Source organism: uncultured Ruegeria sp. (assembly GCF_947500045.1).
GTDB lineage: Bacteria > Pseudomonadota > Alphaproteobacteria > Rhodobacterales > Rhodobacteraceae > Ruegeria.
In genome coordinates this window covers 52,678-68,109 of sequence record NZ_CANMQQ010000015.1, presented here as the reverse complement: position 1 = coordinate 68,109, position 15,432 = coordinate 52,678, and the positions used below count along the sequence as shown (strand labels likewise).

The window sequence follows — 15,432 nt, the reverse complement described above, 5'->3', positions numbered from 1 at the left end:
TTCTTCTTCAGTAAGCAGCGGTATTGTCGACGTCGAAGTTGTAAAGCTGGCGGGCTGAGCCATAGCGCCGGAACTCTTCGGGCTTAGCGTCACAGCCAGCACGATCCAGCAAGTCCTTCAAAACTTCGAGGTGCTCGGGCCGCATCTCCTTTTCAACGCAATCTGCACCCAGGCTTTGGACCGTGCCGCGCACAAACAGACGTGCTTCGTAAAGAGAATCTCCCAGCGCGTCACCGGCATCTCCGCATACGACCAGATTGCCCGCTTGTGCCATGAAGGCCGACATGTGTCCGATGTTGCCATGCACAACAATATCGATTCCCTTCATCGAGATACCACAACGCGAGCTGGCATTGCCCTTGATGACCAGCAATCCACCGTGACCGGTTGCACCGGCGTACTGGCTGGCATCACCATCTACGATAACCTCGCCAGACATCATGTTTTCCGCAACCCCGGGGCCAACTGATCCCTCGACCCTGATCGTCGCCTGCTGGTTCATACCGGCGCAATAGTAGCCAGTCGAACCTTTGACCGTTACTTCGATCGGTGCATCAAGACCTACAGCGATCGCATGGCTGCCTTTGGGATTTACGACTTCCCAACTTGTCTGGTTGGTTTCGGTGTTTTGGGACTGCAGCGTCGAGTTCAACCCGCTAAGACCGTTCGCTTCGAGATCATATGTCTGCATATCAGGCGGCCCTTTCGTGCGTCGTGGGGCTGTTGTTGTGGGACCAGAAGTAAACGGTGGCGGGTTCAGGTTCCCAGACGCGCGCCTGTTCGATCCCGGGCAGGTTCACCAAAGCACGATATTCGCTGCCGAAGGCCACGTATTGGTCAGTTTCCGCCATGACCGCGGGTTTGCAGGCGATTGGGTCACGAACCACGCCGAATCCGTCTTTGGTACCGACCACGAAGGTAAAAAAACCGTCCAGATCATCCAGGCTGGACTTAAGCGCTTCGCCCAGATCGGCACCATTCATCATCTTCCAGGTCAGGTATGCCGCGCCAACCTCGGTGTCGTTTTGGGTTTGAATGGTCACACCTTCACGGCGCAGCTTTCGACGCAGTGAATTGTGGTTGGACAATGAGCCATTGTGAACCAGACACTGATCCGATCCGGTGTTGAAGGGATGCGCACCCATGGTTGTCACTGCGGATTCGGTCGCCATGCGTGTATGGCCAATGCCATGTGTCCCGCTCATGCTGCTTAGGTTGAAACGGGTGGCTACTTCTTTGGGCAAGCCAACTTCTTTATAGATCTCCAACGTCTCTCCTCGGCTCATGATCCGGATCGAGGGTCGAATTTCAGACAAGACGGCACGCGCGGCCTCGAACTGATCGGCGGGCAGATGGAGAACACAGTGCGTGTCATTGACAGATTGCGTCACAGAAGTTGCCAGAGCCTGCCCCAAGTCCTCGGCCAGCCCGGAAAAATCACGGTCGGGGTTGGCTGATTGCACGGTCAGTTTGGCAGCTTTGGAAGTGCCATCCCCGTAAATAGCGATTCCCGCGCTGTCGGGGCCACGGTCTGTCATGGTGATAAGCATATCCGTCAACATAGTGCCCAGCTTAGGCGCCAGGGACTGGTCTTTGAGGAATAATCCAACAATTCCGCACATGGCTGGCGATCTCCTTGGGTGATTGTTCTGATTCGACGGTACCAATAAAGTGAAAGCGCATCAATAATCACAGGAAAATATATTTCCTGGAAGGCAATTCTTTATGCAGACTGACGCAGGCGCGCTTATTGACCCGTTTGGCTAGCGACGGGGTAGCGTGCAGGCGGACGGAAAACCGTTGGTTCTTCTGCTATCGTGTAGGGGTGACAAACCTGCCCAACATGGCAGGTCAGCTGCAGTTTTTCAGGTTTCGAGCGCCTGCAAGATGGTCACCGCGATGATCTGGCTCACGTCCTCGGCACTGCAGCCGCGTGAAAGGTCGTTGGCCGGCTTGGCGAGGCCCTGAAGTACCGGACCAATCGCCAGATAACCGCCCAGTCGTTGGGTCATTTTGTAGCCGATATTTCCTGCGTCGAGATTTGGGAATATCTTGACGTTCGCTTGTCCTGCAACTGCCGATCCGGGCGATTTTCGCTCGCCAATCGAGGGAACAAAGGCGGCGTCGAATTGCAGTTCACCATCTACATTCAAGTTGGGGTGTCTCTCGCGGAGTATATTTGTCGCGTTTATCACCTTGTCGACTGACGGGTGCCGGGCGCTGCCTTTGGTCGAAAAGCTTAGCATTGCGATCTTTGGTTCTTCCCGCAGCAACGCGTGGGCCGAAGCTGCGGATGCGGCGGCAATGTTTGCCAATTCTTCCGAATTCGGGTCGATAACCAGGCCGCAATCGGAATACAGCATCGCGCGCGCACCTGGTTGCGCGATTTCGGGCGGGTACATCAAAAAGAACGATGACACCATTCCCGCGCCAGGCTTCATACCGATAACCTGAATCGCAGTTCTGACAACATCGCCGGTCGTGTGGACAGCGCCACCCACCGTGCCGGTCGCGTGCCCAAGTCGGACCAGCATCGCCGCGTAGACCAGCGGCGTTTCGGCTGCCTGCCGGGCCTTTGCTTCGTCAATACCCTTGTGCTTGCGCAGGTTGTGGTATTCGGCAGCAAAAGTTTCGGTCAGCGATGATTGTGCCGGATCATGGATCGAGATGCCATTGCCCGCTGACGCGCCCTCGGCCTGCAAGGCGGCTTCGACTTCGGGTTCCGGGCCGACAAGAATGATATCAGCAACTCCGGCATGATGCGCCGCCAGCGCACCGGCCACAACCCGAGGATCAGCCCCTTCGCTGAGCGCGACAACAGGACGGGTGGTTGGCGCATTCGCCTTAAGCAATTCGATCGGAGTTAAGGTCATTCGCCCCGTCCTTCTTTATATGCAACGGCATGATGCCCGGTCGCGGCGAGTGGCATCTGCCCCCTCAAACTTCACTAGCTGCATTGCGACTGTTGGTGTCACAAACTTTTGCGGTCTTCAATGCGTTAAACGGCGCGGCGCTGTTGGTCTGCGACCAATCGCTGTTCCATCAACAGGCATAGGTGGGGGATCAGGACGTGTTTTGATCCCAGTGCAAAATGCAGTCTTCGCGGAACGCAAAGCGCAAGAGATGTTGTTCGATTACTTGTTTCCAACGGTCCAGATCACCGCGCGGACCCGTAGTCGCAACAATCGCAAGATGATCTTCGGCTGCAGACATTTCGAGTGTTTTGCCATCGGCAAATCTGATCCGACCATGTGTATCGCTAAATTCTGCATCGGCCTTGTGTGACCAATGTTTGCAAAGTTGCTGCAGGTATCTACCGCCATTGGTCGATGCCATTTGACCTGTCGCTTTCTGGTCAGGCAGAAGGTTCAGAGCTTGTTTGGCGCTGGTACGCATGGCCGTTGCGAACCGGGTTACATCAATATCGGTGGCGATAAAGGTTGCGCCCAGATCAAGGCATTCGCGTTGCATTTCAGGGTCTGTGGTCAGGATTCCAGCCGCTTTGCCTGAGGCGACGATGCGCCTTATGGATTCAAGCACCGCGGTTTTGACCTCAGGGTGGTCTGCCTGGCCAATATGACCCATATCGGCAGCCAGATCAGCTGGGCCAATGAAAACCCCATCAAGATCGGTCTCTAGAATGCCGTCGAGCTCGGCCATCCCCGCCCGGTTTTCCACCTGCGCGATCAGACATATTTGATCATCGGCAGTGGTCAGATAATCGGGAATCGCCGCGAAACGCGAGGCGCGCGCCAGCGATGAACCGACACCGCGCGCACCATTTGGCGGATACCGAACTGCCCGCACCAGTTCGGCGGCTTGATTTTTGCTTTCAACTATCGGTATCAGCAGGCTCTGAATACCGGCGTCCAGATATTGCTTGATCATCCAGGTTTCGCCTATCGGAAGACGGGCGAGGGGAATGCTGTCGGACGACTCGATCACACGTACCTGTTCCAGGATCGAGCGCAAATCGTTCGGAGCGTGCTCGCCATCAACCAATAACCAGTCGAACCCGGCGGTCGCCGAGATTTCGGCGGCATACGCGTCAGCCAGACCAATCCAGCAGCCGATTTGCGGGCGTTTTTCGTTCAGGGCGATCTTAAAGCGGTTCGTAGGGGCAGGCATCATGAACCCTTTCTAGGCAAAGCAAATATCAACGGACCCAAACGTTCCGAAATCAGCGTGGATTTCAGCTCCGGAAGGGCATTCGACCGGTCGGATGAAGCTACCGGACAGGATGATCTGGCCGGGTTCGATACTCTGACCATAGGTAGCCATGCGACGGGCCAGCCAAACCACACTTTCAATCGGGTCGTTTAGCACGCCCGCACCCAGCCCGGTCTCTTCTATTTCACCATTGCGGAAGGTCAGCGCCCCGATCCAGCGCAGATCGATGGCATCAATCTTATGGCGGGCGGTTCCCAGTACAACACCGGCATTGGCCGCATTGTCGCTGATGGTATCGAACACGGTTCGGGTCTTCCCCGTCTCAGGGTCCACGCGCAGTATCCGGGTGTCGAGGATTTCAAAGGCGGGGGTGACATAGTCGGTGGCTGCAATCACATCTTCACGGGTCACCGTATCCCCACCCAGCGATGATTTCGTGACAAAAGCGATCTCAGCCTCGATGCGGGGCTGAATGAACCGTCCCGCAGGCACGGTTGCGCCGCTGTCAAACATCATGTCGTCGAACAGGATTCCGCTGTCAGGGATGTCGATGTTAAGCGCATATTGCATCGCTTTCGAAGTCAGGCCGATCTTCCACCCGATCACTTTGCGACCCTCAGCCAATTTGGCGCGATAGATGGCGTTCTGCACCTCGTAAGCATCATCCATCCCCATGTTCGGGTGGCGTAATGTCAAAAGGCCGATCTGTTTGCCGGTGCGTTCGGCACTTAGCAGATCAGCAGCGGCTATTGCATGCTCTGCCGGTGTCATACGACCTCGTCCTCAATGCCGTTGCGCAGGGTGCCAATCCCCTCGACTTCGACTTCGACCACATCACCGGGTTTGAGGTATTTGGGCGGATCGAACCGTGCGCCCGCGCCGGTGGGCGTGCCTGTGACGATGATATCTCCGGGCTGCAGTGTCATGAAGGTCGAGATATATTCGATCTCGCGTCGGATCGGAAACATCATCCGGTTCAGGGTATCGTCCTGACGTACCTCGCCATTCACGCGGGTAACGATACGGGCGTCATCCAGTTGAGAGGCGTCGGCAAATGGAACCAGCCACGGGCCGATCGCGCCGGAATTGTCCCAATTCTTGCCTTGCGTGACATTGAACTTTGCATGCCGAACCCAATCGCGGATGGTGCCTTCGTTGCACAATGTCAGCGCGGCAATGTGGTCATAGGCCTGTTCCTGTGGGATGCGGCGCCCTTTTTTGCCAATGACAATTGCGACTTCGCCTTCGTAATCCAGTGTGTGGTTTTCAGGAGGGCGAATAAGGTTTCGTTCGTGCCCCGTAAATCCACTGGCGAACCGTGGAAACAGCGACATGTATTTCGGCTGTGCGCTACCGTCCTTGTATTCGGCGTTCCGGTCAGGGAAGTTCACCCCAACGCACAGGATGCGCCGCGCATTGGGCATGACCATTTCATAGGTGAACTCGGTATGTGTAACCTGCCGGCCTTGAGCGGCTGCTGCTAGCTGGTCCAGTGCGCCTGCAGCCACGACATCGTAAAGAGAGGGCCATTGGGGGAACTCGGGCGACAGGGCAATCATCCCGTCATCGGTTGCAACACCGTAGAATGTATTCTCATTGGCGGTGTAGGTCGCAAAGCGCATTGGATTCAGTCCTCATCAACCGGGCCGGGCCCCGCTGCATTACATTTATTTATGGCCAGACGCGCGTTCTGTTTCAGCAGATCACTTGGTTAGACAGGGAAAATGACATTGGTTTGGCCTGTGCCCGAGCTTGGGAAATACTCGGTCACGACCTCGCATTTCTCGTCATAGGCATCCCATCCCAACGCGCCATACAGCATCGCCGTATCGTGCATCGAACCCTCGCCACAGCAGTATTCGGCATAGTCGCCCAGCATTTTCAGGAAAGTGGCGTGATCGCCGTTCTTCCACATTTCAAGAACATGCAGGTCCATCTGGCGGTTGAATTCCGAACTGATCGTGAAGGTGCCATTGTTGGCGGCGTAATCCTTGTTGGCCCAGATCTTGTGCGACAGGGAACCAGATGCAACCAACAGCACTTTTTCATCACTGGCTTCGACCGCCTCGCGGATGGCTTCGCCTATGATCCGGCTTTCGTCATGTCCGTGAACCGTTGCCCATGCAGCGACCGAAACGACCTTCATGTCATGCTCGCGACTCATGAACCGCATCGGAACCAGCGTGCCATATTCCAACTCAAGGCTGTCGAGGTGGTGCGCAAGCGTATAGGCGCCTTTGTCCGAAGCTATCTTGGCAATAGCATCCCCCATTTCGGGGTTCCCCCGATAGGAATATGGCAGGTTCTGAATGAACTGAGGGAACTCGTTCGAGGTGAACATCCCTTCGAACTTTTCGTTTGCATTGATGTGGAAACCGGCGTTGATCACCCAATGGGTGTCGCAGATTATCACCGTGGTCACACTCAGCTCCTTGGCGCGTCGCGCGATTTCGCGATGGCCGTCAATTGCTGGTTGGCGCTTGCCCTTGATCGGCCCTTCCTGCTCGGACATGAGCAGAGTGGGCACGTGGGTCATCTTTGCCGCTAGAACAATTTCTCCCATGGTCTCCTCCTGAATTTCCAGTCTTTCGAGCGGGCTGGCCGATTATAGCTTACCCAGTTGCATGATTTTATGTTGTCCGGTGGCAAAGCCGATGTGCTTTTGCTCCATATAGAACTCAAAGCTCCAATCACCGCCGTCGCGCCCGATGCCCGAGGCCTTTACTCCACCAAACGGGGCGGGCAGGTGCCGGACGTTCTCCGAGTTTACCCAGATCATTCCAGCTTCAAGCTTGTCAGTAAAGCGCAGCGCGCGCGCCAGATCGTTGGTCCAGACATAGCCGGTCAGGCCGTAGTCAGTGTCGTTTGCCATGGCCAGCGCGTCTTCTTCGGTCGAAAAGGGGATCGAAGTCAGCACCGGACCAAAGATTTCCTCGCGTGCGATCCGCATCTGGTTGGTGGCATTGGTGAACAGGGTCGGGCGGACGAAATAGCCTTCGTCGCCGACCTTTACGCCGCCCGCAGCGACTGTCGCACCGTCTTCTTTTGCAATGTCGAAGTAGCTGGTGACTTTGTCATAGTGTTCTTCGGTTACAATCGGTCCGATCTCGGTTGCTGGGTCCAGTGGATGGCCAACCTTGATATTGTTTACACGCTCGATCAGGCGGGCCTCGAATTCTTCCTTGATGGTGTCCTGCACCAACAGGCGGGATGATGACGTGCAGCGTTCACCATTGATCGAATAGATCATGAAGATCACCGCATCCAGTGCGCGATCCAGATCGGCGTCATCAAACACGACAACCGGGTTTTTGCCGCCCAGTTCAAGGTGCATCCGCTTGAGTGTATCTGCCCCTTGCTTGGTGATGATGCTTCCGGTGCGGCTTTCTCCAACAAAGGCGATTGCCTTGATCGCAGGATGTTCGGTCAGGCGCTTGCCGGCATCATGACCAAAGCCGTTCACGGTGTTCAAAACCCCTGGCGGCAGCCCGGCCTCTTCCGCGATCTCCACCAACAGACGGGCGGTCAGGGGGCTGTCCTCGGCCGGTTTGTGAACCACCGTACAGCCCGCCGCCAGCGCGGGTGCGATTTTCCAGGTGCTGAGCATGAACGGTGTGTTCCAAGGGGTGATCACACCCACCGGGCCAATGGGTACACGGGTGGTGACATTCATCAACGTCGGCGATTTCAATTGCTGCCCGTCTCGCGCCTGCACCACCTGATCGGCAAAGTAGCGAAAGTTCTCAGCCCCGCGCAAAGCTGCCTTGGACATGAAGCGCCAAGTCTGACCCGTGTCCCAGCATTCGCACAGGGCAATCTCTTCGGCGCGGGCTTCGATCGCATCTGCAATGTTGATCAGAATTTTCTTGCGTTCCGTCGCGGGCAAGTCGCGCCAGGCTGGAAAGGCATCCCGTGCGGCCTGTGCCGCTGCATCCACATCGGTCTCGGTGCTGCGGGCTACGTCGCAGATAGTGGATTTGTCAACGGGTGTTGTCGATTGAAACACGCCACCGGACCCGTCGCGATCTTTGCCGTTGATCCGGTTCTTGATCCCTGTGTCCTGGAACCGGGCCAAATATCCGGTCAGTTTTTCGATGTTTGTGTCCAGTGCGCTCATGCGTCAGGTCTCCTGCGGGGGCACACCCAAGTGATCCCGGATGGTGCCAGTTTTAGGCGAAAGTTCGGGGTCGATGTCGCGCATTTCAAGCGACAATGCGATTGAGTGGCGCGTCATGGCCGGGGCCAGATATGCGCCGACCGCCTCAAAAATGCGCTGGGTAGCGTCCTGTTTTATGTCGGCGGAACGGCCCGCGCGGATACGGACCGAGATGTCGATAAATCCATGCACCGGGTTTCCGTCGGCGATGGCATAGTGATCAACCCGCACCGCGCGCACGCGAATGCCCGGCATCGGGAACGTGTCAATGCCGGCTGCTGTTGCGCGGATGCATTCGCACAAGCCGCCCATGTCCACGATATCTTCGAGGTTCCCCGAGTATTCGACGTGAAAATGCGGCATGGTTCCTCACTGCTTTATTAATAAACATGTTAAGTAAAATATTGCCAGAGGTCAAGCGCATTCCTTAACATATTAATCAGTGAGAAGGAGGAGTTGGCGTCAAAGGCCTATTGGCCATGCCCGCGCGAAGGCGTCCGGCAATGCGAGGTCCTAAGGATACGCAGGTGGAATCAGCCCGGCCTGAAACCAGTTTACGAAGGTCACGATGGAAAAAACCGGCAGGCCTGTCGCCTTCTGAATATCCAGCGCGTAGGGGCACATGTTTGTGCATTCCAACACAATGGCCCCAAGGTCCGGGTTGCCGGACTGCAACGCAAGTGCTGCTTCGACATTGTCGACGCGGGCTTTGTCTACATCCAGTGTCAGCCTATTTCCAAGGATCGCCGAGGTGAATTCGCTGCCGTCTTCGGTTGTGCCAATTGGTGTGCCGTCGGGCACATGGGCGCTTGTCAGGTGGTCTTTGGTCAGTGTTGAAGCGGATATGGTCAGCACTCCGGCGCGTTTCCCCGCGGGCAAAATCCGATTGACCATCTCGACCTGCATCAGAGAGGAGGTTGCGACCGGGACGGATACAGCTTCGGACAGTTCCTTTTGAAACAGCGAGAGGAAACCGCAATTGGTGGCGATCCCATCCACCCCGTCTTTGACGAGGTCTCGGGCGGCATCGATAAACGCGCCCAGCATCCCCTCGGCCCGATGCCGGACCACAAGATCGGGTGAGGCGTCCCGCACGACACGGTAGAGCACCGGGAATGGCCAGGTTTGTGCATTGCCCATGTCGCCAGGTATTCGCGGGAACTGCGCGTCCAGCATCAGTATGCCAACAGACGCACCGTAGATGGATTTTCCACCCTGAGCGATCATGGCTGCGCCTCCTGAATAATGCGGGTCGAGATCTTATCGGACCCTTCCATGTAAATACTGGATATTCCATGGCGCACGGCGTCCTGCACCTGATCCATACGCTTGTTGATGTGAGCACCTAGTATATGTGCGGCCTCATCCGGATCGCGGTCCATCAAGGCCTGCATGACACGTTTATGTTCGTCTTTTGAGCGCTGAACCCGGTCAAGGCTCATGGAGATCCAGCGGATATAGCGAATGCGTTCGTTGATCCGCGTCAGGGTCTGTAGCAGCTCCATATTGCCCGATAGCTTGGCGATGCCTAGATGGAACGCCTCGTCCCGGGTCACGGCCTCTTGGACGGTGAGCCCAGTAATATCTATGCCTGTCGCATAAAGCTCATCGTTAAGCGCCTGCAGTTGAGCTGCCGAGGCCTTGGTGCAGGCGATACGTGCGGCAGCGGTTTCGATGATTTGGCGCAGTTCGAACAGATCGAACACGCTCTGGGCATCCAGCGGACGGCAGAAGAAACCTTGCCCCGGGCGGAAATCGAACAACCGTTCGGCCACCAGCCTGTTCAGTGCCTCACGCAAGGGGGTGCGGCTGACCCCCAGATCTTTGGACAGCGCTACCTCATTTAGTCGATCACCGGGGCGCAGGCGAAATGAAACTGCCATCGCCTTTACCTGATCATAGATATCATCAACGCGTGGACCCGCCATAATACCGTCCTTTGCACTTTGGTCTACAGGTGCCACAGGTCATTCTTGAAATCAATATACAAAACTGTATACAGTTCTGTGTGCAGATGGAATCAAAGGAGTTACCGACCATGACTGGAACGAATTACCTGACCGGAGCTGAGGCAATGGTTCGTATGCTCGAGGCACATGGTGTGAAACACATGTTTGGCCTGTGCGGCGATACAACCTTGCCATTCTATGACGCGCTGGCGCGGATGGATCACGGCATTCAACACACCCTGACGCGGGATGAGCGGCACGCGGCCTATATGGCAGATGGCTATGCCCGGGTGACGGGCAAACCCGGCGTGTGCGAAGGCCCATCCGGAGGTGGGGCAACTTACATTCTGCCGGGTGTGGTCGAGGCCAACGAAAGCTCGGTCCCCATTCTGGCAATCACCTCCGATGTGGCGACGACCAGCCGTGGAAAGTACCCTTTGACGGAACTTGACCAGCCTGCGCTGTTCAAGCCATTGGCCAAATGGAACGCGTCTTTGGACGATGCGAGGCGGCTGCCTGCCATGGTGCGTGAAGCGTTCCGGGCGATGACAACCGGAACACCCGGAGCGACTCATCTGGCACTGCCATTTGACACCCAAAAAGCGCAGGTCGACGAGTCAGAGATTTGGGCGGATGCCCGGCATCGCAGCTATCCGGCGGAACGCGCGGGGCCTGATTTGGATGCGATCGAGGCAGCGGCGGACGTTCTTGCAAATGCTAAATCCGCGGTGGCCATCTGTGGGGGAGGGCCGGTTCTGTCCGGGGCAAGCGACGCGCTGCGCCGAGTTGCAGACCTGCTGGACATGCCAGTTGCCACGACGGTGTCAGGGCAGGGGTCTATTGCCGAGACGGACCCTTTTGCCCTTGGTGTAGTAGGATCGAACGGCGGGGTGCCTGCAACCCGCGCTGTAGTGGACGAGGCCGATGTGGTCTTGTTCATCGGGTGTCGTGCTGGATCAGTTACCACAGAACGCTGGAGAAGCCCCGCGCGCAATGCCACCATCATTCATATCGATAGCGACCCGATGGTGATCGGCGCCAACTATCCGACAGAAGTAGCGATATGTGCCGACGCCCGTCTTGCGCTTGAAGCTTTGGCAAGGGCGCTGGAAGCACGGCATGATCTGCCACAGCTAGGTGGTGCAACCAAAGCCACCGCTGCTTGGGCGGCCAAAATTGCTGCTTTCAGCCCACTTGCCGCCAGCCGCGAAACACCAATCCGTCCCGAAGCGGTGATGGCTGCGTTGATGGACATTCTGGATGATGATGCGATTGTCGTCGCCGATCCCGGTACACCCTGTCCCTATTTCAGCGCGCATTACCGCTGGCGAAAATCAGGGCGGCACTTCATCACGAACCGGGCGCATGGTGCGCTGGGGTTTTCACTGGGTGCTGCCATGGGCGCGCATGTCGGGCGGCCTTCGGTGAAAACCCTGTCCGTGATGGGCGATGGTTCTTTTGGATTTACCTGCGGTGAGTTCGAAACCATGGTGCGGCACAACATGCCGATTACCTCGATTGTGTTCTCGAACTCGACTTTTGGATGGATCAAAGCGGGGCAGAACGCAGGGTTTGGTCAGCGATTTTACAATGTCGATTTCAACCGCACCAACCACGCCGCCGTTGCCGAGGCATTTGGTGTGAAATCATGGACAGTGAAAGATCCCGAAGAGTTGCCCAAAGTCTTGAAACAAGCCGTCGAGCATGATGGGCCAACCTTGGTCGACATCCATTCACAACCACTTCACGAGGCTGCTGCCCCGGTTTCGGAATGGGTCGCGTAGGTGGCAATCGAAGTTGTAAGCTGGGCTAGAAAATCCTGACCGATCGTTGAAAGGGGGCGTCCTTTGGCGGTGATGATAGCCATATCTAACATCACCGCAGGTCGGAAGGGCCGGGTCTGATATCCGCTTTCACCATCAAAAGTGACGGTGAAGGGGTCGATCATTGCGACCCCCATACCTTGTTTGACGAAACTCAGCAGGTTTTCTGACAGATGGGTGTGAATCTGTGTCCGCCAAGTGCGTTCCGCCGATTGAAAAATGTCCCGCGTCCGTCGGTGAGTTTGGTGTTCAGGACCCATCACAATGAACGGCTCGTTTTCCAGAATTTCGGGCGTTAGCACATCATAGGCAGCCAAATGGCTGTTTTCCGGAAAGGTGGCCAGCGTTTCGAACTGAAAGACCTGATAGCTTAACGTGTCATGCAGAATGGGCATCTCGACAATACCAATTTCAAACAGGCCCGAGATCACCCACTCTTGAATCTTGGATGAATATTGCGATTGAAAGCTGACCGAGAGGTTCGGGCGACTTTTAGCAAAGCGCGCAATTTCACGCGGCATAAAGCCGAAGGACAACAAATGAGGCGCAGCAACCTGCAATTGACCGGGATGCTTGTTCTGCAGGTCAGTCACAGCCTGCGCCACATGATCAAGCCCGCGAACGACCGTGTCGACCTCGCGATAAAGAAGCTCGGCTTCGGGGGTGGGAAGCAGGCGGCCTTTGTTGCGCTCAAACAGGGGTAGCCGTGCCTCGCGTTCAAGCTGTGCCAGCAGATTGCTGATACCCGGTTGCGATATTCCAAGGACCGAGGCCGCACCCGTTACGGTTCCGGTCTCCATTATGGCGTGAAAGGCTTGTAGCTGACGAAAACGCAGGGACATATTTAATGCATCACTTTTTCTGATGATCTCGCGATAAAATAATATTTGAAATGATAATCTGGTCAAGGCAGGCTTCTGCCACTGGCAGGGGGTTCAATGGGCGATCTGACGCAGAAAATTATTGGGTACGATCTTTGGCACCTTGAATTGCCGGTCACGTCCCGTCGGGATCACGGCATCGGGTCGGTCGAAGGTGTCTGCGAAGTGGTTGTTCTGCGACTGCGGTCCGAAGACGGCAGTGAGGGGTTTGGCGAAGCCTCGCCCTGGTCCGTTTTCACCGGTACACCCGAAGCCACCTATGCTGCCCTCGATCGCTATTTGCGGCCCCTTGTCGTTGGGGCCAAAGTCGGTGAGCGTTCCGCAATCATGGCGCGGGCGGCCCATGCAGTGGCACACTGCACCGAGGCCAAAGCGGCGTTGGAAACGGCTTTGTTGGATCTTGCCGGCAGGATCGGTGGAGTTCCTGTATGGTCCCTTCTGGGCGGACAGTGCCGGGAGGCCATTCCGCTCAGCTGTTCGATTGCGAACCCGGATTTTACGCAAGACATCGAATTGCTGGCGCGATTGCAGGCGGATGGTGTTGGGATCGTAAAGCTCAAGACCGGGTTCAAGGACCACGCTTTCGACATCATGCGGCTGGAGTATCTTGCACAGAATCACCCGGATTTCTCAGTCCGTGTGGACTATAACCAAGGGCTCAGCATCGAGGACGCACCGGCGCGGGTTCGTGACGTCGCACAGTTCACCCCGGATTTCATCGAACAACCCGTACGCGCTCATCATTTTGGTATGATGCGCAAACTGAGACAAATGATCGATGTGCCGCTGTTGGCTGACGAAAGTGTCTTTGGCCCTGAAGATATGGAGCGGGCGGCGCGTGAAGGTATTTGTGACGGGGTTTCCGTGAAAATCATGAAGTCGGGCGGCCCGACACGCGGGCAGACTGTTGCCCGTATCGCTGCCGCGCATGGTCTGACAGCCTATGGCGGGGATATGTTCGAAGCCGGATTAGCACATCTGGCGGGCACGCACATGATCGCTGCAACACCTGAAATCACATTAGGCTGTGAGTTTTATCAAGCTTCTTACTTCCTGAAAGAAGATATTTTGGAAGAGCCTTTCCAGATAAGCGATGGCCAGGTCGTGGTGCCTGAAGGGCCCGGTTTGGGCAGCAGGCCCGACCTGTCCAAGCTGGAGCATTATGCAATAACCAAGGCGGTGGCGGCGTGAGCGGCAAAAAGACCATAGTCATCATTGGCGCGGGGATCGTTGGCGTTTCTGCTGCGGTTTGGCTGCAACGTGACGGTCACGATGTAACCCTGATCGATAAGGCGGGACCGGGTGAAGGCACCTCGCACGGCAACGGGGGCGTATTGGCATCCTGTTCGATTGTTCCGGTGACAGTGCCGGGGCTGCTGAGAAAAGCGCCCGGAATGCTTCTCAGCCCGTCGCAGCCGTTGTTTCTGAAATGGGGGTACCTTCCAAAGTTGATCCCGTGGATGACGCGTTATTTGAGCCATGCAAATGCTGCAGATGTCGGGCGCATAGCTTCGGCTTTGACACCTGTCATTGGCGACAGTCTGAACGATCACAAAGCACTGGCCGATGGCACAGGGGCCGAAAAATGGATCATGCCATCAGACTACTTGTTTCTGTACAAAGATCGGGCTCACTACAAAGACGATGCGTTTGGATGGGACGTCCGGCGCAGGAATGGGTTCACATGGGACGAGCTGGAAGGCCCCGCCTTTCACGCCTATGATCCCGTTTATAGTGAAGATATCGGCTTTGCGGCGAAACTCTCGGATCATGGTCATATCACGGATCCAGGTCGTTATGTCAAAGATCTGGCGGCACATGTGGAAGCAAATGGAGGCACCATTCTGCGTGCCGCTGTCGATGATGTGGTTCAAGAGAACGGTAAAGCAACCGGCGTTCGTGCAGGTGGTGAAACAATTGCATGTGACACCGTGATCGTAACTGCGGGCGTCTGGTCTGGACCTCTGGCCAAGCGTTTGGGCGTTTCTGTTCCCCTTGAAAGCGAACGCGGCTATCATCTTGAACTTGTAGAGCCTTCTGCCACGCCACGCAGTCCTGTCATGGTGGTTTCGGGCAAATTTGTCGCGACACCGATGGACGGGCGCATTCGGCTGGCGGGCATCGTGGAATTTGGCGGGCTTGGTGCGCCGCCGTCTCGCGCGCCATTTGAACTGATGCGCAAGAACGCCCGGATGGCCTTCCCGGGTTTGACTTGGAAGGAGGAAGTGGAATGGATGGGGCACCGCCCTGCACCGACTGACTCGATCCCGATCATTGGTGAGGCTCCGGGTATCAACGGTGCATATATGGGCTTTGGCCATCACCATATCGGCCTGACAGGCGGGCCAAAAACGGGGAGACTTCTTGCGCAAATGATTGCGGGCAGAACCCCGAACACGGACATGAGCGTCTACGCACCCTCACGGTTCGCAACATAAAAACGGTTGCAGAGA

At 56.4% G+C, this 15,432-nt stretch carries 15 protein-coding genes; 3 read left to right on the top strand and 12 right to left on the bottom strand.

From position 1 onward, the window contains the following. Positions 1 to 7 precede the first annotated feature (7 nt). The 11 genes from Q1B46_RS19760 to Q1B46_RS19710 all read right to left on the bottom strand — a co-directional run bounded on the left by Q1B46_RS19760 (position 8) and on the right by Q1B46_RS19710 (position 10,254). Positions 8 to 691 carry a protein GlxC gene (locus Q1B46_RS19760; protein ID WP_299951043.1) on the bottom strand — a complete coding sequence of 228 codons (684 nt, stop codon included), beginning with the start codon at positions 689 to 691 and terminating at the stop codon, positions 8 to 10. Between the two features lies 1 nt (position 692). Further along, a complete protein-coding gene (locus Q1B46_RS19755; RefSeq protein ID WP_299951040.1) occupies positions 693 to 1,622 on the bottom strand; it encodes a glutamine amidotransferase family protein in 930 nt (309 codons plus the stop codon). 243 nt (positions 1,623 to 1,865) lie between these two features. After that, positions 1,866 to 2,873: a phosphate acetyltransferase gene (gene pta, locus Q1B46_RS19750; RefSeq protein ID WP_299951037.1), complete on the bottom strand. Its 1,008-nt coding sequence runs from the start codon at positions 2,871 to 2,873 to the stop codon at positions 1,866 to 1,868. Positions 2,874 to 3,063: 190 nt separating this feature from the next. Further along, a complete protein-coding gene (locus tag Q1B46_RS19745) occupies positions 3,064 to 4,131 on the bottom strand; it encodes an aldolase/citrate lyase family protein (protein WP_299951034.1) in 1,068 nt (355 codons plus the stop codon). A gap of 9 nt (positions 4,132 to 4,140) precedes the next feature. Continuing rightward, entirely contained in the window at positions 4,141 to 4,941 is an 801-nt protein-coding gene (gene hpaH, locus Q1B46_RS19740; protein WP_299951031.1) for a 2-oxo-hept-4-ene-1,7-dioate hydratase, read from the bottom strand. Further along, positions 4,938 to 5,792 carry a fumarylacetoacetate hydrolase family protein gene (locus Q1B46_RS19735; RefSeq protein WP_299951025.1) on the bottom strand — a complete coding sequence of 285 codons (855 nt, stop codon included), beginning with the start codon at positions 5,790 to 5,792 and terminating at the stop codon, positions 4,938 to 4,940. The genes hpaH and Q1B46_RS19735 overlap by 4 nt, the downstream gene beginning before the upstream one ends. A gap of 89 nt (positions 5,793 to 5,881) precedes the next feature. Then, positions 5,882 to 6,733: a 3,4-dihydroxyphenylacetate 2,3-dioxygenase gene (gene hpaD / locus Q1B46_RS19730; protein WP_299951022.1), complete on the bottom strand. Its 852-nt coding sequence runs from the start codon at positions 6,731 to 6,733 to the stop codon at positions 5,882 to 5,884. Between the two features lie 42 nt (positions 6,734 to 6,775). After that, complete coding sequence (gene hpaE, locus Q1B46_RS19725) at positions 6,776 to 8,287, bottom strand: 5-carboxymethyl-2-hydroxymuconate semialdehyde dehydrogenase (protein WP_299951019.1); 1,512 nt, start codon at positions 8,285 to 8,287, stop codon at positions 6,776 to 6,778. Between the two features lie 3 nt (positions 8,288 to 8,290). Continuing rightward, positions 8,291 to 8,689, bottom strand: coding sequence for a 5-carboxymethyl-2-hydroxymuconate Delta-isomerase (locus Q1B46_RS19720; RefSeq protein ID WP_299951016.1), 399 nt, complete (start codon positions 8,687 to 8,689; stop codon positions 8,291 to 8,293). A 150-nt stretch (positions 8,690 to 8,839) separates the two neighbouring features. Then, on the bottom strand, positions 8,840 to 9,553 hold the full coding sequence (locus Q1B46_RS19715; RefSeq protein WP_299951014.1) for an aspartate/glutamate racemase family protein: 714 nt from the start codon (positions 9,551 to 9,553) through the stop codon (positions 8,840 to 8,842). Further along, positions 9,550 to 10,254: a GntR family transcriptional regulator gene (locus tag Q1B46_RS19710; protein WP_299951011.1), complete on the bottom strand. Its 705-nt coding sequence runs from the start codon at positions 10,252 to 10,254 to the stop codon at positions 9,550 to 9,552. Before Q1B46_RS19710 ends, Q1B46_RS19715 begins: the two co-directional genes overlap by 4 nt. 110 nt (positions 10,255 to 10,364) lie before the next feature. Between Q1B46_RS19710 and Q1B46_RS19705 the strand changes: the two genes are divergently transcribed. Continuing rightward, a complete protein-coding gene (locus Q1B46_RS19705; RefSeq protein ID WP_299951008.1) occupies positions 10,365 to 12,059 on the top strand; it encodes a thiamine pyrophosphate-binding protein in 1,695 nt (564 codons plus the stop codon). Here the strand turns inward: Q1B46_RS19705 and Q1B46_RS19700 are convergent. Continuing rightward, positions 12,020 to 12,940, bottom strand: coding sequence for a LysR family transcriptional regulator (locus tag Q1B46_RS19700; RefSeq protein WP_299951005.1), 921 nt, complete (start codon positions 12,938 to 12,940; stop codon positions 12,020 to 12,022). The two genes, Q1B46_RS19705 and Q1B46_RS19700, sit on opposite strands and share 40 nt — an antisense overlap. 96 nt (positions 12,941 to 13,036) lie before the next feature. Between Q1B46_RS19700 and Q1B46_RS19695 the strand changes: the two genes are divergently transcribed. Together Q1B46_RS19695 and Q1B46_RS19690 are read left to right on the top strand one after the other, a co-directional pair. Continuing rightward, the gene (locus Q1B46_RS19695) at positions 13,037 to 14,170 is read left to right on the top strand and encodes an enolase C-terminal domain-like protein (RefSeq protein WP_299951002.1); all 1,134 of its coding nucleotides are present in this window, start codon (positions 13,037 to 13,039) and stop codon (positions 14,168 to 14,170) included. Next, complete coding sequence (locus Q1B46_RS19690; RefSeq protein ID WP_299950999.1) at positions 14,167 to 15,417, top strand: FAD-binding oxidoreductase; 1,251 nt, start codon at positions 14,167 to 14,169, stop codon at positions 15,415 to 15,417. Before Q1B46_RS19695 ends, Q1B46_RS19690 begins: the two co-directional genes overlap by 4 nt. The last annotated feature ends 15 nt before the right edge of the window (positions 15,418 to 15,432 follow it).